At 69.7% G+C, this 17538-nt stretch carries 16 protein-coding genes; 9 read left to right on the top strand and 7 right to left on the bottom strand.

The genetic code is table 11. The features are described 5' to 3' along the window. Positions 1–126: 126 nt before the first annotated feature. Entirely contained in the window at positions 127–1764 is a 1638-nt protein-coding gene (locus E5S69_RS03190; protein WP_171513547.1) for a hypothetical protein, read from the top strand. An 85-nt stretch (positions 1765–1849) separates the two neighbouring features. Here E5S69_RS03190 and E5S69_RS03185 read toward each other — a convergent pair whose 3' ends face one another. Then, positions 1850–2161 carry a zf-TFIIB domain-containing protein gene (locus E5S69_RS03185; protein WP_171513546.1) on the bottom strand — a complete coding sequence of 104 codons (312 nt, stop codon included), beginning with the start codon at positions 2159–2161 and terminating at the stop codon, positions 1850–1852. 158 nt (positions 2162–2319) lie between these two features. Between E5S69_RS03185 and E5S69_RS03180 the strand changes: the two genes are divergently transcribed. Beyond that, positions 2320–2895, top strand: a complete 576-nt coding sequence (locus tag E5S69_RS03180; RefSeq protein ID WP_171513545.1) for a M23 family metallopeptidase — start codon at positions 2320–2322, stop codon at positions 2893–2895. Positions 2896–2912: 17 nt separating this feature from the next. Here the strand turns inward: E5S69_RS03180 and E5S69_RS03175 are convergent, their stop codons facing one another. The 3 genes from E5S69_RS03175 to E5S69_RS03165 all read right to left on the bottom strand — a co-directional run bounded on the left by E5S69_RS03175 (position 2913) and on the right by E5S69_RS03165 (position 5764). Next, positions 2913–4244, bottom strand: a complete 1332-nt coding sequence (locus tag E5S69_RS03175; RefSeq protein ID WP_171513544.1) for a nucleobase:cation symporter-2 family protein — start codon at positions 4242–4244, stop codon at positions 2913–2915. Positions 4245–4519: 275 nt separating this feature from the next. Further along, positions 4520–5059: a thioredoxin family protein gene (locus tag E5S69_RS03170; protein WP_171513543.1), complete on the bottom strand. Its 540-nt coding sequence runs from the start codon at positions 5057–5059 to the stop codon at positions 4520–4522. Between the two features lie 3 nt (positions 5060–5062). Then, a complete protein-coding gene (locus E5S69_RS03165) occupies positions 5063–5764 on the bottom strand; it encodes a cytochrome c biogenesis CcdA family protein (protein WP_171513542.1) in 702 nt (233 codons plus the stop codon). A 227-nt stretch (positions 5765–5991) separates the two neighbouring features. On the opposite strand from E5S69_RS03165, the gene E5S69_RS03160 reads away from it, so the two are divergent. After that, entirely contained in the window at positions 5992–6732 is a 741-nt protein-coding gene (locus tag E5S69_RS03160) for a response regulator (RefSeq protein ID WP_171513541.1), read from the top strand. Then, on the top strand, positions 6729–8042 hold the full coding sequence (locus E5S69_RS03155; RefSeq protein ID WP_171513540.1) for a sensor histidine kinase: 1314 nt from the start codon (positions 6729–6731) through the stop codon (positions 8040–8042). Before E5S69_RS03160 ends, E5S69_RS03155 begins: the two co-directional genes overlap by 4 nt. A gap of 20 nt (positions 8043–8062) precedes the next feature. On the opposite strand, the gene E5S69_RS03150 is transcribed toward E5S69_RS03155, so the two are convergent. From E5S69_RS03150 to sctQ, 3 genes are all read right to left on the bottom strand, one after another. Beyond that, complete coding sequence (locus E5S69_RS03150) at positions 8063–9352, bottom strand: phosphoribosyltransferase family protein (RefSeq protein ID WP_171513539.1); 1290 nt, start codon at positions 9350–9352, stop codon at positions 8063–8065. A gap of 357 nt (positions 9353–9709) precedes the next feature. Next, positions 9710–10369: a type III secretion system export apparatus subunit SctR gene (gene sctR / locus E5S69_RS03145; protein WP_171513538.1), complete on the bottom strand. Its 660-nt coding sequence runs from the start codon at positions 10367–10369 to the stop codon at positions 9710–9712. A gap of 43 nt (positions 10370–10412) precedes the next feature. Continuing rightward, a complete protein-coding gene (gene sctQ, locus E5S69_RS03140; RefSeq protein ID WP_171513537.1) occupies positions 10413–11591 on the bottom strand; it encodes a type III secretion system cytoplasmic ring protein SctQ in 1179 nt (392 codons plus the stop codon). A gap of 203 nt (positions 11592–11794) precedes the next feature. Here sctQ and sctV point away from each other — a divergent pair, with 203 nt between their 5' ends. The 5 genes from sctV (at position 11795) to E5S69_RS03115 (ending at position 17506) form a co-directional block, all read left to right on the top strand. Continuing rightward, positions 11795–13951: a type III secretion system export apparatus subunit SctV gene (gene sctV / locus E5S69_RS03135; protein ID WP_171513536.1), complete on the top strand. Its 2157-nt coding sequence runs from the start codon at positions 11795–11797 to the stop codon at positions 13949–13951. A gap of 1 nt (position 13952) precedes the next feature. Continuing rightward, the gene (locus E5S69_RS03130; RefSeq protein WP_018007333.1) at positions 13953–14219 is read left to right on the top strand and encodes an EscS/YscS/HrcS family type III secretion system export apparatus protein; all 267 of its coding nucleotides are present in this window, start codon (positions 13953–13955) and stop codon (positions 14217–14219) included. Between the two features lie 75 nt (positions 14220–14294). Beyond that, positions 14295–16049 carry a type III secretion system outer membrane ring subunit SctC gene (gene sctC, locus E5S69_RS03125; RefSeq protein WP_171513535.1) on the top strand — a complete coding sequence of 585 codons (1755 nt, stop codon included), beginning with the start codon at positions 14295–14297 and terminating at the stop codon, positions 16047–16049. Then, on the top strand, positions 16049–17200 hold the full coding sequence (locus tag E5S69_RS03120) for a BON domain-containing protein (RefSeq protein WP_171513534.1): 1152 nt from the start codon (positions 16049–16051) through the stop codon (positions 17198–17200). Before sctC ends, E5S69_RS03120 begins: the two co-directional genes overlap by 1 nt. Positions 17201–17305: 105 nt before the next feature. Next, the gene (locus E5S69_RS03115; protein ID WP_018007336.1) at positions 17306–17506 is read left to right on the top strand and encodes a hypothetical protein; all 201 of its coding nucleotides are present in this window, start codon (positions 17306–17308) and stop codon (positions 17504–17506) included. Positions 17507–17538: the final 32 nt, after the last annotated feature.

The raw sequence follows: 17538 nt of genomic DNA, 5'->3' as shown, positions 1-17538 counted from the left end.
AGGGGATGACAATCCAGGCCCGGACCGTGATGCGCAGCATAGGAGAGGGCGTGCGCAGCGCCAACCGCGCGCGCCGTAACTTGCGTAACATGGCGAGCGTTTCCGCAATGTTCCCGTGCGCATCCGATGCCAGCCTCGCCTGCCCAGATCCATATCGATGTGTCGTCGCCCTACCAGGTCGAGGGCCAGCCCGCGCGCTACCAGTCGGTCTGGCTGCTGGCGCGCCTTTGGCATGCGTATCGCAGCGGTGAGGGTGTGGTCAGCGCCGCGGCGGTACGCGGCGCGTTTCCGACGGCGGCCAACCTGCGCATGCTGGTGTCGCGCGCATTTGCCGATTTCGGGCGCTGGGGGATCACGGTGGGGTGGGGCGCGGACCGCGCGCGCGATCCGGCCGCGGCCAACCCGGCGCATCGCAGCCGCGGGCCGTTCTGGCTGACGGCGGCCAGTGCGCGCCGGCTGCGCTTTGTCGCCAACGGGCGCACGCTGGGCCCGGTCGGGCTGGCGCGGCTGCTCGGCTTCCATGCCAGCGCGCAGGCGGCGGTGCCGGGGCAGCAGGACGGCACCGGCTACGTGATGCGCGACATGGCCTTCTGGAGCGAACTGACCCAGGCCATGCGCAGCGCGCAGGACGGCCATGCCGGCGCCCACGGCTTCGCCGTGGCCCAATCCTTCGGCGCGGCGCGCCGGCTTGCCGGCGACGGCTTCCAGCAGGCCTTGTCGCTGCTCAAGGAAAGCCAGGCCTGGCGCCGCTGCGGCCGTCTCGACCAGAGCCGGGCCGCGCTGCGGCGTTTCGACAAGCTGGCGCATGCGGCTGACGCCGGTGCGGCGACGCCGGCATTCCAGGCCATGGCGCAGGTGGTGCGCGCCTGGGAGCGCTATACCCGCGGCGACGGCGAGGGCGCGCGCGCCGGGCTGGAACACCTGCACGCCGATGCGGAACTGCGCCTGGTGGTGCGCTATAACCCGCGCGTGCGCTTCGAGGTGCTGAACCTCGAAGCGCTGCTGCACAAGGCCGATGCCATGCGTCCCGCGCATGCGGGCGCTGCCGGCGCGGCGCAGCGGGCGCTGGACGCGTTTTCTGGCGCGCTGCAGGCGGCTTACGAGGCCGACTCGGTCGATGCCGTGCAGCATGCCGCGGCCAATATCGGCCTGTGCCTGTGGCTGTTCTGGCGCCACGGGCTGATCGATGCCGGGCGCAGCCTGTTAGCCAGCGCGGTGCAGCGGCAGGCGATGCGCTGGCTGGGGCTGTCGGAATGGATCTGCGACCGCTTCGGCGTCGGCGGCGGCACGGCGTGGAACGCGATCTTCCTGCTGCGCATCGCGCGCGGCAGCTGCGGCCCCGACGCGCCGCCGCTGGACCGCCCGGCCAACGCCAGCGACAGCATGGCCGTGTTCCGCCGCCAGCGCCCGCTTTCGGTCGCCGACGCGGTCGACGCGCTGCGGCCGTTCCACGCGCCGTTCGCGCCGGCCAGGGGTTTCGTGCGCTGGTCGGCCGTGGCCGCCTTTGCCCTGGAAGACCACGACGCCGGCCATGTCCGGCTGGCGCCGCTGCAGCTGGCCAACCTGCTGCTGGAATCGGCCTGGTACCTGACCCATGAGCAAGGCGCCACCGCCGCCGCCTGCGCCGCGGTGGAGCGGCTCGCCGAGCAGCTTCACGCGCTGCGTCCGGCGGAGCGGGCTTTCTTTACGGCCGAGGTGCGCGCGCTGCCGCCGGCGTTGCGCGATGCCGCGGCAGAAGCGGCGCGGCGGCGCACACGCGCTTGATGCCGCGCTAGCGGCCGCTGGGCGGCGGCGGCCGCAAACGAGAAAAGGGCGACCGTGGTCGCCCTTTTTTTAATGTCTGGCCGGATTAGTCGAAAAGCTCGTGCCAGATGCTCTTTTTTCGATAGTGCTTCTGCTCGCGTTCGTAGTGGCGGTCGCGATCATCGTAGCCGCGCTGGTAGCCTTGCTGCGGCGGTGCGCTGTGCATCGGTGCCTGCTGCTGTAACGATGGTTGCATGGGAGTTTGCTGCGCCGGGGCGGCCGCCGCGGAGCGTTCCAGGATCTTGTCGAGTTCGCCGCGGTCGAGCCAGACGCCGCGGCATTTGGGACAGTAATCGATCTCGATGCCCTGGCGTTCGGACATCACGAGCTGGGTTTGCGGGCACACCGGACAGTCCATGGGTTCTCCTGTTGCTAATGAAAACGGTCCAGGTATGACTGGTGCCGGCGCCGATGGTTCGGCCAGGTGTGCCGCGAGAAGTGGTGCGCAGGGCCCATGACGCGGTGTGCGCGCCAGCGGGAGCGGGAATTCGCGCGCCGCGCTGCCGTCGAAGGCATATGGCCGCGTCGCGTCTTGCTACCCCTTTGCTTGTGTTTTTCCGCCGTCTGGCCTGGCTGGCGGCATGGGTCGTCATGGCCTGGCTTGCCTGGCCCTGGGTGCAGCCGCAGGTGGAGCGTGCCATCTACGCGGCGCGCCTGTCAGCGCGGCCTGCGCCGGCGGCGCTGCCGGTCCCGGTCGCGGGCGTGGCTTCCCGGGCGCTGCGCGATACCTGGCACGGCTCGCGCGCAGGCGGGCGCAAGCATGAGGGCATCGATATCTTCGCGCCGCGCGGCCGCGAAGTGGTGTCCGCCACCGAAGGCATTGTCACGCGCGTGGGGACCAACGACCTTGGCGGGAAAGTGGTGTGGGTGATGGGCCCCGGACGCCAGCTGCACTACTACGCCCATCTTGACGACTACGCCGCCGTGCGCGCCGGCGACATCATCGCCGCCGGCACGGTGCTGGGTTATGTGGGCACCAGCGGCAATGCGCGAGGCACGCCGCCGCACCTGCACTATGGCATCTACACGGCAGGCGGGGCGATCAATCCTTATCCGCTGCTCAGGCCGTCGGTGCCCGCCGGCGCGCACTAGCGCCGGGGGCCTGCGGTTCAGGCCGCTTCGCCAACCGTGCCGTGGCCGGCTTCGTCGGCCGCGGCTTCCTTGCCGCCGGGCAGCAGCAGGTTCAGGATCACCGCCGACAGCGAGCCCACCGTGATGCCGGAGCCGAAGACCTCATGGACAAAGGCCGGCAGCTTCGACAGCAGTTCCGGGCGGAAGGTCACGGCCAGGCCGCAGCCGATCGACACCGCCACGATCAGCGTATTGCGCTGCGTGAACCGCACCGTGCTGAGCATCTGGATGCCGCCCGAAACGATCATCGCGAACATCATCAGGCCGGCGCCGCCGAGCACCGGCTGCGGGATCGTCACCACCAGCGCGCCCAGCACCGGGAACAGCCCGGCCAGCAGCAGCATCACGCCGGTCAGCGCCACCACATGGCGGCTGGCCACGCCGGTCAGCGACACCACGCCGACGTTCTGCGCGAAGGTGGACAGCGGCGGGCTGCACACCAGCGCCGCGAAGGCCGAGCCAAAGCCGTCGCACAGGATGCCGCGCGACAGGCATTTGCCCGAGACCGGCCGCTGCGTGGCCGAGCCCAGCGCCATGAACGTGCCCGTCGATTCGACGATGGTCACCAGGAAGGCGATCGACATGGCGACGATGCCAGAGACCGGAAACGACATGCCGAAGTGCAGCGGCTGCGGCACCGCGAACACCGGCGCCTGGTGGAACTGGGTGAAGTCGATCAGTCCCAGGGCCAGGCACAGCAGGTAGCCGCCGGCAATGCCGACCACGATGGCCGAGGCCGACAGCATGCCCTTGCCCCACTGGACCACGGCCACCACCAGCGCTAGGACGGCGACGGCAATCGCCAGGTTGCCAGGCGCGCCATAGCGGCTGCTGCCCTGGCCACCGGCGGCCCAGTCGATCGCCACCGGAATCAGCGACAGGCCGATCATGGTGACGACCACGCTGGTGACGGTATGCGGGAACAGCTTGCGGATCGCCGGCATGAAGAAGCTGCCCAGGATCATTACCAGCGAGCCGGCCAGCGCCGAACCCAGGATGCCGGCCACGCCGTGCTCGACGCCCACGCTGATGGCCGCGCCGACGAAGGCAAAGCTGGTTCCCATCACGCACGGCATGCGGATGCCGACCGGGCCCACGCCCTTGCACTGGATGATGGTGACGATGCCGGAGCCCAGCAGGGCGGCATTGACCAGCGCCACCACCTGGTCGGACGGCAGCCGCAGCGCGCCGCCGATGACCAGCGGCACCGCGATGATGCCGCCCAGCGCGGCCAGCAGGTGCTGGAGCGCAAGCAAGAACGTTGTCAACCGAGGGGGGCGGTCTTCCACCTGGAATAGCAAGGGCGCCATTCGAGTCTCCTGTCGTCTGTCCGGATGGTCCGGACTGTCTTGTTCTTCTGGCGCCGGGCGGGGAGCCCGGCGTCCTCGTGCACACTCGCGGGCCAGAGGCGATGGCTCCGCGAGCGAGGCGGGCAGGCTATGCATCCCGTCTCAACAGGCGTGCAAGAATAACAGGGATCAGCGAACCGTGATACAAAGATTGCATACAATTTGTATCAACTCCCATGCGCCGGAAGACAAGGAGGGCGCCCCGAAAGCCTCCCGGGAGGCGGCTTTCGCGTGCGTCAGCGGCGCTGCGCCAGGGCCTTCTGGATCGCTGCCTCGGTCTCGGCGTACTGGCCTTCGCCAAAGTGCTGGTAAACCACGTTGCCGTTGGCATCGACCAGGTACAGCGCGGGCCAGTACTGGTTGTGCCAGGCGTTCCAGGTGGCATAGGCGTTGTCCTGCGCCACCGGGTAGCGGATATCGAAACGCTTGAGCGCGGCCTGGACGTTGCTGGTGGACTTCTCGAACGCGAACTCGGGGGTATGGACGCCCACCACGACCAGCCCTTGGTCGCGGTATTTGTCGTACCACTTGCGCACATGGGGCAGCGTGTTGATGCAGTTGATGCAGCTGTAGGTCCAGAAGTCGACCAGCACGACCTTGCCGCGCAGCCCGGCAATGGTCAGCGGTTCAGAGTTCAGCCACTTGCCGACGCCGGTGAATTCAGGCGCCTTGCCATAGTCGGCGGGGGCGGCGGTGGCGGATTGGATGGCGAAGGGGGCGGCGGCAAAGCTGGCAAAGGCGGCCACGGCGAACAGGGTGCGAAGGATGCGGGGCATGGTTCAGGCTCCAGGTTGGGTAGCAGGGAAAAGCGAGGTCAGCCAGGCGACGGCGAGGGTGTCGTACTGGAAGTACATGGCGACGGCGGTGGCTACCACCAGCACGCCGAAGGCCTGCTGCAGCCGCGGCGTATAGCGTGCCAGCCGGCGCACGTGAGTGGTGGCGAACTGGCCGCCGTAGGCGATGCCCAGCATCGGCACGGCCGCGCCGGCGGCAAACAGGGCCAGCAGGCCGGCGGCACGGTGCAGGTCCTGCGCCTTGGCCACCAGCGCCAGGATCGAGGCCAGCACCGGCCCCGCGCAGGGGGTCCACACCGCGCCCAGCGTCATGCCCAGCACAAAGCCGCCCGCCAGGCCGTTGCCGGCGCGGCTGCCCGCGCCGGCGGCGCGGTCGGCCAGCCCGGCGAACGGCGCCGCCAGCCGCCCGAAGCCGGCCGGCCACAGCCGTGCCATGCCCGCAGCGAACAGCATGGCGATGGCGACGTTGCGCACCACGCCTGGCGCGTCGCTGAAGGCGCTGGAAAGCGCGCCGAAGACAATGCCCAGTACGGAAAAGGCGGACACGAAACCCAGTGCGATCGCCAGCGGGCGCAGGCGGCTGGTTTCGCCCAGCGACGCGCCCAGCAGCATGGGCAGCACGGGCAGCACGCAGGGCGACGCTATCGTCAGCACGCCGGCGGCAAAGGCAAGGTAGGCATCGATCATGTTGGTGGACTCCCGAATTGGTATGGCTGCATTGCACCGCGCCGGCGTATCCGCGGTGTTTCAGCATCCGTCCCGGCGTGCAATGTTTCTTGTCCGGCGCCGGTCCGGATACACAGCGATACAAAGCGCGCCGGCAGCGCCGCATAATGGCGGCACCGGGCCACGCGCCGGCCATGATTGCCGGCGCCGGCCGCCCCCCATTTCCTTCTTCGATTCCGGGACCCTCCATGACTGCGCAGGACCATATCCTTATCGTTGACGACGACCGCGAAATCCGCGAACTGGTTGCCGCCTATCTGGAACGCAGCGGCATGCGCGTGTCGCTGGCCGCCAACGGGCGCGAAATGCGCGCCGCGCTGGACAAGGGCTCGGTGGACCTGGTGGTGCTGGACCTGATGCTGCCCGGCGAAGACGGCCTGGCGCTGTGCCGCGACCTGCGCGCGGGCGAGCGGCGCAACCTGCCGGTGCTGATGCTGACCGCCCGCAACGAGGAAGCCGACCGCATCCTGGGGCTGGAGATGGGTGCCGACGACTACCTGGTCAAGCCGTTCGCCGCGCGCGAACTGCTGGCGCGGATCCGCTCGGTGCTGCGGCGCACGCGCATGCTGCCGCCCAACCTGCAGGTCACCGAGGCGGCCACCATGCTGGCGTTCGGGCCGTGGCGGCTCGACACCAACGCCCGCCACCTGCTCGACGAACAGGACGTGATCGTCGCGCTCAGCGGTGCCGAATACCGGCTGCTGCGCGTCTTCGTCGACCATCCGCAGCGCGTGCTGACGCGCGACCAGTTGCTGAACCTGACGCAGGGCCGTGACGCCGAACTGTTCGAGCGCTCGATCGACCTGCTGGTAAGCCGGCTGCGCCAGCGCCTGCGCGACGACGCGCGCGAGCCGCGCTACATCAAGACGGTGCGCAACGGCGGCTATGTGTTCAGCGCCACGGTTGAAATCCGCGAGGAGCGCGCATGAACGGGCGCGCGCACAAATTGCTGGCATGGCCGCGCACGCTGTTCGCACGGCTGATGGTGATCTTGCTGGTCGGGCTGGTGCTGGCGCAGAGCCTGTCTTACAGCCTGGTGATGATGGAGCGCAAGAGCGCGGCCGACCGGCTGATGCTGGGCAACCTGGAGCGCGACGTGGCCAGCTCGGTGGCGATGCTCGACATGCTGCCTGCCGAGCAGCGCGCGCCGTGGCTGGAACGGGTGCGGCGCGAGAACTACAGCTACCGGCTCGACGCCGGCACGCCTGGAGAGCCGCCGCGCGCCGAGCTGGCGCGCAAGGCCGTCGATACCATTGCCGAGGCCCTGCAGGGACGCTATCCGGTCTCGGCCAGCACCCAGCCCGGTGGCGGATTCCAGGTGCACCTGCGGCTGCACGATGGCAGCCCGCTGACGATCGACGTGCAGCCCAGGCGCGCGCTGGTGTCTCCGTGGCTTCTGGCCATGTTGGCCGCGCAGCTGGCGCTGCTGGTGGCCTGTGCCTGGCTGGCGGTGCGCGTGGTCACGCGCCCGCTCAGCCAGTTGGCGAGCGCCGCCGAGAACCTGGGCCCCGACCTGAAGGCGCAGCGCGTGCCGGAAACCGGGCCGGCCGAGGTCGCCCATGCCGCCGCCGCCTTCAACGCCATGCAGGCGCGCATTGCCGGCTACCTGGATGAACGCATGCAGATCCTCGCCGCGATCTCGCACGACTTGCAGACCCCGATCACGCGCATGCGCTTGCGCGTGGACCTGATGGAAGCGTCCGCCACCCAGCAGAAGCTCTACCACGACCTGCGCGAGATGGAGCATCTGGTCCGCGAGGGCGTGGCCTATGCGCGGACCTTGCAGGGGGGCACGGAGACCCCGGCACGGATCGATCCCGATGCGCTGCTCGACAGCCTGGCCGGAGATTACCTGGACGCCGGCCATGCGATCGCCATCGAGGGCCAGGCCGGCGCGCCGCTGCTGACACGCCCGCAGGCGCTGCGGCGCATCCTGACCAACCTGATCGACAACGCCCTGAAGTTCGGCGCGGAAGTCACGCTGGCGGTGGCGCGGCAGGAAGATGGCTGGCTGCAGATCGCCGTGCAGGACCGCGGGCCCGGCATACCGGAAGCGGAGCTGGAACGCGTGATGCAGCCGTACTACCGGCTCGAAACCTCGCGCAATCGCGGCACCGGTGGTACCGGCCTGGGGCTGGCGATTGCGCAGCAACTGACGCAGGCGCTGGGGGGGACCTTGCAGCTGGCCAATCGCGCGGGAGGGGGGTTGCAGGCGACGTTGAGGTTGCCGGCGGTGTGATGGAGTGCGGTCGCGTCGCCTTACTTGCGATAGGCCAGCATCCCGGGTGCCTGGGCGGAAAATCGCAGGGCAAACCAGTCAGCCGTCAGGCTGGCAATGCTGGCCAGCGCGGGGCTGTCTTCAAAGGCGCGGCCGCAGGTCGCGATCAGCCGCAATTGCCGCGGGCCATGCATCTGGCCGAAGGCGATGTCATTGACCTCGATGCTCGGCGGATCGCCGCTGGCGCACAGCAGCAACACCGGCAGGCTCAGTTGTGCCAGCGCGGCGCGGCCAGCCAGGTCTGCCCGGCCGGCAACGAAGACCATGCCGCGCAGCTGTCCCGGGTCGGCCGCGACCGCCCGGACCGCCGCCGCGGCAGCGGTGCCGGTGCTGAGCAGCCCGGCCGGCAACCTGGCAAACGGCGTGCGCGCGCGCAGGAAGTCCAGCGCCTGCCGCAGGCGCGCCGCCAGGCCGTCGAGGTCGGATGACGGGGCGTCGTCGAAGCGGCTGTCGGGGCGAAGGTCTACCAGCATGGTGGCGAAACCTCTGGCGCGGAGCTTGCGCGCCAGGTAGTGGCTGCGTGCGGCGCGTCGTTGTGCGCCGCCGGCGTAGGCCATCAGCACCACGCCCTGCGGTTCCGCCCCGGACTCGAGCATCGCGGGTAACCAGCCACTGCCGTACGGCACTTGCGCGGCCAGGCTCAGCGGCGGCATGCCGGCGCCGGCGGGGGCCGCAAGCAGTTGCCGTATCCGGTCATCGCTGTCGAGCTGGAACTCGCGATAATGGTGCGCCAGATCGCTGATCCGCTCTGGCGTATCCAGGCAGACGACTTCGTCTGCCAGCGCACGTACCTGCTCCAGCCCGTGCCGCGCGGCCACCGGCAGCGCGCACACAATGCGCGCCGGCCCGCGCTTGCGCAACCGCCTCAGCGCCGCGTACATGGTGGCGCCGCTGACCAGGCCGTCGTCCACCACGATCACGACCCGGCCACGGGGATCGCAGCGCGCGCGGAAGGGCGCGTAGACCGCCGCTTGCCGGCGCAACTGGTCGAAATGGGTACCGCGGCCGGGCACCTCGTCCGCGCAGGGTTCACCGTTGCCGGCATGCCAGGCGATGCCGGTTTCGTCGAGCGCCACGCCCGCGCCTATCCTGCGCGCCATGGCCAGGTCGAAATCGGCTTCCAGTGCCGTGGCCACGACCCGGCCGACCCGCACGCCGCCGCGCGGGATCGCCAGCACCAGCGCGCCGGTTCCGCGATACGCGCGCAGCGCCCGGGCCAATTCACTGCCTGCGTGCTCGCGGGACTGGAAACGCGTCCGATTGGGGCTCATGGAAATCACTGATCAAGCAGAGGGGGGCGGGGACGACGCGGCCCGCTCCCGGCAATGCGGTTGCGGCGGTCGGGTGCGTGCAATGCGGGTCTTGCGGAGGCTGTGCGGGTCATCGGGGGGCGCGTGGGTGCGGTAGCGGGCATCTGCCGGGGTGGGCCCGGCGGCTCCGGGGGCCCGTAGAGGGCGCCTGAAGCGTCGTGCGACGCAGGCTCTCTGGTCGTTGTCGCCAGCGTAGCGGCAGACCGCGAAACGGATTTGATATGGATCAACTGGCCGTAGACAGACCAGTGGTGGAGATCATGGACGCACTCCGTCGGCGGCCGGGAGTGACCGTGGCGGAACCTGGCGCTGCGGCGCTTACCGGTACGACAGGACCAGCCCCTGGATCAGCTGGGTCCACCCCTCCAGCATCACGAACAGCAGCAGCTTGAACGGCACCGAGATCGTGGTCGGCGCCACCATCGACATGCCCAGCGCCAGCAGGATGGCGGCGACGATCAGGTCCACCACCACAAACACCAGATACACCACGAAGCCGATCTGGAACGCCCGGGTCAGCTCGGACAGCGTGAAGCTGGGGATCAGCACCATCATGTCGTCGGACTTGAGATCATCGGCGCGGCCCTCGGGCCAGATGCGCTTGGCGGACTGGACGAAGAAGGTGCGGTTGCGCTCTTCGGTGTGCTTGACCAGGAATTCCTTGAGCGGACCGCTGACGGCGTCGTAGACGGTGACCACGTCGTTGACGTTGAAGGCAGCATTGGCGTCGGCGCGGCGCTTGATGGCGTCGAAGGCGTTGGAGCCGATCGGCGCCATGATGTAGGCGGTCAGGATGATGGCGATGCCGTTCAGCACCATGTTCGGCGGCACCTGCTGCAGGCCCAGCGCGGCGCGCAGCAGCCCGAACACGATCACCAGCTTGGTGTAGCTGGTGACCATCAGCGCGACGAAGGGCGCAATGCCGAACGTCAGGATGATGGTCAGGATCAGGACCGGATTGTAGAGTCCGCTGTTCATCGCATTCACCGGGCCGGAACGGGACGGGGCTGCCTGCCGCGGTTCATGCGTCGCCACCGGCGAAAGTGGTGATGCGCACGCCCAGCCGGTTGCCGACCGCGATCAGCGTGCCGGTGCCGATGCGGTTGCCGTTGGCGACGATGCGCACCTCGCTCTGCTTGAGCGGCTGCGGCAGTTCGAACACGTAGCCGGGGGCGACCGCGCGCAGTTCGGCCAGCGGCACCGCGACGTCGCCCACTTCGAAGCGCAGCGTCACTTCCAGGCGGTCCAGGTGCGACAGCGGTGGCTGTGCGGCATCGGGATGGGGAATCGGCTCTCGCCGTGCAAGGTCTTGCTCTTCCATGTGCGCTCCGTTTGAAACATCCGTTCTGGCGGCGCCGGGCTGCACCACCAGTCGCCGGCCCTCGGCCAGCGCGGTCCAGCCCGGGCCGTTGCGCGCGGTGGCGCAGCGCACCAGTAGCGCGCTGCCCTGCGAATGCCAGTCGTCAATGCCGAGGATGTCGCCGGGCTCGATGCCGCGCATCTCGCCCATGGCGAGCCGCGTGGTGCCGATGCGTACCGCAATCGGTACCGGCAGGCGCTCGGTCCACGCCGTGCGTGCCGGCGGCGGGCCGGCCGGCAGCGCGGCGAGGCGCTCGGGCTGGTCCAGCTGCAGCGTGCCGCGCAGCCGCGCCGGCGGCGTGTCGCGTGTCAGTTCGAAGCCGAAGGCATGGGCCGTTGACGGTGCCTGTACGCGCGCGGCATCGGGTTGCCAGCTGAAGGCGTCGGGCATGGCGTGACCCAGTGCCGCCACCGCTTCGGCCAGGGCGTCTGCCATCAGCGCGTGGCGCAGCAGCGCGGGCAGCGTTTCTGCCGCGCCAGGCGCCCCAAGCAGCAGGCGTTCGCTGGCCACGTCCCAGCGCAGCACGCCGTGGCCGCTGCCGAGCGTAAAGGCATAGCCCGCCCCGGCGCGCGCGGCAATCGCCGGATCGGCCGGGACGAAGCGCAGTTGCCAGTCCTGGCCGCCGACACGCACGCTGAGGGCAGCCGCGCGGCAGGTCAGCCAGCCGGACAGCCGCGCGGTCTCCGGCTCCATGTGCGGCAGCGCCGGCGTGGCATCGAGCCCGGACGTGGCCAGCCGGGCCGCTGCCGCGGCGCTGTGCACCAGCACGCGTGCGGTGGCCCCCGGCGTGGTCGCCGTGGGCGCCGGGGCGTACGGATCGCGATGCAGGACGGAAGGCATGGTGGGCGGCTCGGTTGCTCGACACGCAACGATAAGCAGCGGGGTGCTGCGACGTCCACTACGAGGCCTTGTAGGCCCCGGCATGAACCGGCCTGGCGCGGCCGGCCGGCGGCGCATGTGCGGCACCCGCTACGAATCCTCGGTACTGGTCGCTGTGCGGGGCCGGCCATACACTGCGCCCACTGATCCCACCGGCAAGGACGATGGCGAAACTCCCGGCAAACCTCACAGCGTTCCCGCGCGGCTTCGGCCCGGGCGCGCCGGGCCTGCAGCAGATGGCGGCCGCGGCGTCGCGCCAGTCAGACCTGGCGCTGACGCTGCTGCTGTTTGCCGTGATCGCGCTGTTCGTGCTGCCGCTGCCGACCTTCCTGCTGGACCTGCTGCTGACGATCAACCTGGGCATGAGCCTGACCCTGCTGATCGTGGCTACCTATATCCCGTCGGCGCTGTCGCTGTCGACCTTCCCGTCGCTGCTGCTGTTCACCACGCTGTTCCGGTTGTCGCTGAACATCGCCTCGACCAAGCTGATCCTGCTGCACGCCGACGCGGGCCACATCATCGACACCTTCGGCAAGCTGATCGTCGGCAACAACGTGGTGGTGGGCGGCGTGGTGTTCCTGATCATCGCCATCGTGCAGTTCATCGTCATCGCCAAGGGCTCGGAGCGCGTGGCCGAGGTGGGCGCGCGCTTTGCGCTGGATGCGATGCCGGGCAAGCAGATGAGTATCGACGCCGACGTGCGCGCCGGCACCATCACCGCCGGGCAAGCGCAGGAGCGCCGCCGCGCGCTGGAGCAGGAATGCCAGCTGCACGGCGCCATGGACGGTGCGATGAAGTTCGTCAAGGGCGACGCCATCGCCGGCGTGGTGATTGCGCTGGTCAATATCCTGGCGGGCATCACCATCGGCACGCTGATGAAGGACATGAGCATCGGCGAGGCGCTGCAGCGCTACGCCATCCTGACCATCGGCGACGGCATGGTGTCGCAGATTCCGTCGCTGCTGGTCTCGATCGCGGCAGGGGTGGTGATCACCCGGGTGTCGTCCGATGAAGACCGCGCCGGCTCGCCCAACCTGGGCAACGTCATCGGCAAGCAGATCCTGGCGCAGCCCAAGGCGCTGGTGGTATCGGGCCTGGCCATTGCCGTGTTCCTTGTGGTGCCGGGCTTTCCGAAATGGACCTTCGGGCTGATGGCGCTGGTGGTGGCCGGCGGCGGCTACGTGCTGCTGCGCCGCGCGCAGCGCACCGCCGGCACCGTCACGTGGATCGAGATGGCCGATGCGGACGACCCCGCCGCGGCCGCCGGCACCCAGGCCGCGGTGGCGCCGGCGCTGGCGCTGGAGCTGGACGAAGGGCTGCGCGGGCGAGTCGACCTGCGCCTGTTCGAGCAACGCATGACCACCGCCAAGAGCGAGGTCGAGGCGGAGCTGGGCATGGTATTCCCGCGGCTGCGCATCCAGCACCGCGCGCTGGCCGAGCGCGATGCGTATGCCATCCGCGTGCAGGACGTGGTGGCCTCCGGCGGCGTGCTGCGCCCCGGCAAGCGACTGCTGGAGCCGGGTGCGCGGGCGCGCGTCGACCAGGGCGTGGCCGAGCCCGGCGCACCCTTCGGCCCGTTCCAGGAAGTGGTATGGGTGCCGGCCGAGCCTGGCGGCGATGTCGCCGACAACGTGCGCACGCTGTCGTGCGAGGAAGTGCTGGCGGTGCATGTGGGTGCGGTGATCAAGCAGCATGCGGCGCCGCTGCTCGGCATCCAGGACGTGCAGTCGATGATCCACGTGATCCAGGCCGAGGCCCCCGACCTGGTCATGGAGCTGGCGCGCGTGGTGCCGCTGCAGCGCATCACCGACGTGCTGCGCCGGCTGCTGCAGGAAGGCGTGCCGATCCGCAACCTGCGCACCATCTTCGAGAGCCTGGTGACCTGGGCGCCCAAGGAAACCGATGCGATCGCGCTGACCGAGCTGGTGCGCGTGGACCTGGGCCGGCTGATCACCAGCCGCCACGTCGGCGCCAACCGGTCGCTCGACGCGGTGCTGTTCGAGCCCGCGTTGGAAGCCCGCGTGCAGGGCGCGATCGAGAAAGCGGCGCGCGGCAACCTGCTGCTGCTCAGCCACGACGTCACGCGCGATATCCGCGAGCAGGTGCGTGTGCTGCTGGAGAAGGCCGCGGAGAAGGCGGGCGCGGCCGGCGGTGCCGGTGCCGCGCGCGTGGTGGTGGTGGTCAGCGTCGATGTGCGCCGCTATATCAAGCGGCTGATCGAGCCGGTCGCGCCGCGCATCCCGGTGCTGTCGTACCAGGAGGTCGATGAAGACGTGACGCTGGTGCCGGTGGGCTGGGTGCAGAACCCGGCCGGAGAGTGAAATGGGCGCCGACACCATCCTCGATATCACGCGCCAGGCGCTGCTGGTGGTGCTGTGGGTCACGCTGCCGGTGGTGCTGATCGGCACGCTGGTGGCGCTGGTGGTGGCGGTGCTGCAGGCGGTGACGCAGATCCAGGACCAGAGCATCGGCACCTCGGCGCGGCTGATCGCGGTGCTGGTGTCGCTGGTGCTGCTGGGCGGTTGGCTGGGCGGCGAGGTGATGCGCTTTGCGCAGCGCGCGCTGCAAACCATGCTGACCTTCCTGTAGCGGCGCCGGCATCGATGCGGATGCAAGAACCCATGCCAATGCATGAACGCAAGAACAACGGACAAGCAAACTGACATGACGCTGGGGCACCACGGGGAATTCGGATCGACTGGTCGCGCCGCGCGCCTGTCTCTGGGGCGGCCATGGCGCGCCGCGGCAGCGCTGCTGTGCCTGGCGGGCGCGCTGCTGTGCTGCACCCAGGCGGCGCGCGCGGCGGACCTGCGCTGGCCCAACAAGCCGTTCCAGGCCTCGGCCAGCGACAAGCGGCTGGCGGACTTCCTGCGCGAGCTGACGGCTTCGCAGGGGACCACGGCGGTGATCGATCCCAAGGTGGAAGGCACCATCAGCGGCAAGTTCAACGAATCCGCGCAGCACGTGCTCAAGAGCGTGTGCTCGATGTTCGGCCTGACCTACTACTACGACGGCTCGCTGCTTTATATCGACGTTGCCAGCGAGGCGCGCAGCGAGGTGCTGCCGATCGCGCGCGGCTCCGGCGCGCGACTGCGCGATTCGCTGGAACGCATGCAGGTGCCGGACTCGCGCTACCCGATTACCATCAACGATGCGGAAGGCACGCTGATGGTGTCCGGTCCCAAGCGCTACGTCGAGACCGTGCGCGCCGCGGTGCGCGCGGTGGATGACCGCTCGATCGCCGATGAGCGCGCCGAGATCCAGCTGTTTCCGCTCAAGTACTCGTGGGCGTCGGACTTCCGCATCAACCGCGCCGGCAAGGAGATGACCGTTCCCGGCGTGGTCACGGTGCTGCGCAACCTGTACGGGCGCAACCGGACGCTGGCCGGCGGCACCGGCCCCAGCCTGGGCACCAGCCGCGGCGCCACGCGCCAGGCCAAGCTGCGCATGGGCGAGGGCGGCGGGGGCGGCATGGGCATTCCCAGCGCCGACCCGTCGCAGATGCTCGATGCCATGGGCGGTGGCACGGGCTTGGGGCCGGGCATGCAGAACAACTGGGGCAGCGGGCAGCTGCCGCAGTTCCAGGCCGATACCCGCCTCAATGCGGTGATCGTGCGCGACACCCCGGACAAGATGGCGCAGTACCGGCGCCTGATCGAATCGCTCGACATCAAGCCGCGCCTGGTGGAGATCGAAGTCACCATCATGGATATCAGCCAGGCCGACCTCGACAGCCTGGGGGTCGACTGGCGCCTGCATACGCGCCATGTCGACCTGCAGCTGGGCGGCGGCAACGGCAATGCCGGCCTGAGCTTTGGCAATCTCGCCAATGAAGCCGGCACCACCGCGGCGACGATCGGCAGCGGCCTGCAGTTCACCGGCGCTATCGGCAGCGACGTGACCCGCTACCTGCTCACGCGCGTCAAGGCGCTGGCCGAGCGCGGGCAGGCCAACTTCGTGGCACGGCCCAAGGTGCTGACACTCGACAACACCGAGGCGGCGCTGGAGAACCTGCAGGAATTCTATGTGCGCGTCGACGGCTTCCAGGATGCGGGCCTGTTCAACGTGACCGCCGGCACGGCCGTGCGCGTGACGCCGCTGGTGGTCGACGAGCAGCAGAGCCGCGCGGTGATGCTGACCATCGATATCGCCGACGGCAACCTGTCGGGCGAGACCGTCGACCGCATTCCGGTGGTGCGGCGCCGCTCGATCACCACCCAGGCGATGGTGGAAGAGGGCAAGAGCCTGCTGATCGCCGGCTATACCACCGAAGAAAAGATCAACGCCTCATCCGGCGTGCCGCTGCTGCAGGACGTGCCGATCATCGGCAACCTGTTCAAGTTCCAGGAGAAGCGCCAGAACAACATGGAGCGCTTCTACCTGCTGACGCCGCGCCTGGTGATCCCGGGGATGAGCTGATGGCCGATTCCCGCAATCCTCGCCACGACCCCGCCCCGGCTGCCTCCGGCTGGACCCTGCGCTTTCTCGGCGGCGACGTCTACGGCCGCCAGGTCACGCTGCGGCGGGGCGCCAATGTGCTCGGCAACGCCGCCGACGTGGACATCAGCGTGCCCGGCGCCGACGTGCAGCCGCGCCACCTGGTGCTCAACGTGGGCGAGCTGGCGGTTTCGGCCGAGCGCGTCGGCGAGGCCGCGGTCAACGTCAACGGCCGCGCCACCACGCAGCGCGCGTTCGCGCTGGCGGGCGGCGACATCCTGACCATCGGCGCGCTCGACGTGGAGTTGCTGCGCGCGCAGCCGGGCATGTCCGAAGCCACCGACACGCTGTTTGCGTGGGCCGAGTCCGGGCGGCGCGCGGCGCGCGATGCCGACGCCCAGCATGAGGGCGGGCGCCGCCCCGGCCGCGTGCTGCTGGCGGCGCTGGGCGTGGCAGGTGTGGTCGTGCTGGTCGGCGCCGGCTGGCTGGGCGCCACCTATGCCAACGGCGGCGCACCACGCACGCAGCAAGTCGACCCCGCAGCGGTGCGCAAGACCGTGGCCGCGTACCCGGAACTGGAGGTGGTGTCGCTGCCCAACGGTACGGTCACGGTCAAGGGCTTCGTCAATTCGCGCGTGGACCGGCAGCGCATCGTGCAGGCGCTGGCGCCGTTCGGCCGCGCCGTGCAGCAGCAGGTGCGCTCCGCCGACGACCTGATCGAGCATATCCAGCGCTATCTCGACGAACCCGGCGTCGGCATTGCCTACCAGGGCCAGGGCCGGGTGCTGCTGAGCGGCACGGCCGACCCCGTGGCCGGGCGCGACAAGGTGCGGCGCGTGATCGAGGACCTGCATCCCGGCGTGCTGGTGTCCGACAAGATCGATTACCGCGAGACCGCCGACAGCCGGCGCCGTCAGGTCCGCGACGGCCACATGGACAACTGGCAGGGCGTGTTTCCCGCGCGCGTGGTCAGCATTACCGAGGACGGCAACGGCACGCGCTCGGTGCAGCTGGCCAACGGCGCGCGCTATTTCGAAGGGGCGGTGCTGAAGAACGGCGCCGAGATCGAACGGATCGACGCGGACGGCGTGGTGCTGAAGGACAGCCCGGTGCCGCCGCAGGCACGGCGATGACCGCGGCCGCGCGCGCCGTGCCGATGAATTTGCGCCCGCGGGCGCAGATGCCGCTTGCCCCCGGAGGGCAGGTGTTTGACGCCAACCTACCTGAAGGAGATTGTCATGGCTGAAGTCGACCTCAATGCCAAGATGCAGGAAATCCAGCAGAAAGCGCAGGAGTTCTCCGTGAACATCCTGGGCCTGCAGGACACGCTGACGCGCCAGAACGCGGTGGTCAGCAGCGAGATGGCCCACAACACGCAGAAGGCCAACCTGGTGCAGGGCGCGATGCAGGACGTGAAGCAGACCTCGCGCACCAACTGACGGCAGGCCGTCACGCGCCCCGGCCTGCCGGG

Origin of the sequence: Cupriavidus necator (assembly GCF_013141915.1) — a bacterium.
Classification (GTDB): Bacteria; Pseudomonadota; Gammaproteobacteria; order Burkholderiales; family Burkholderiaceae; genus Cupriavidus; species Cupriavidus necator_B.
Note: the sequence above shows the minus strand (reverse complement) of the source record. Positions and strands in the feature narration are given on the sequence as shown.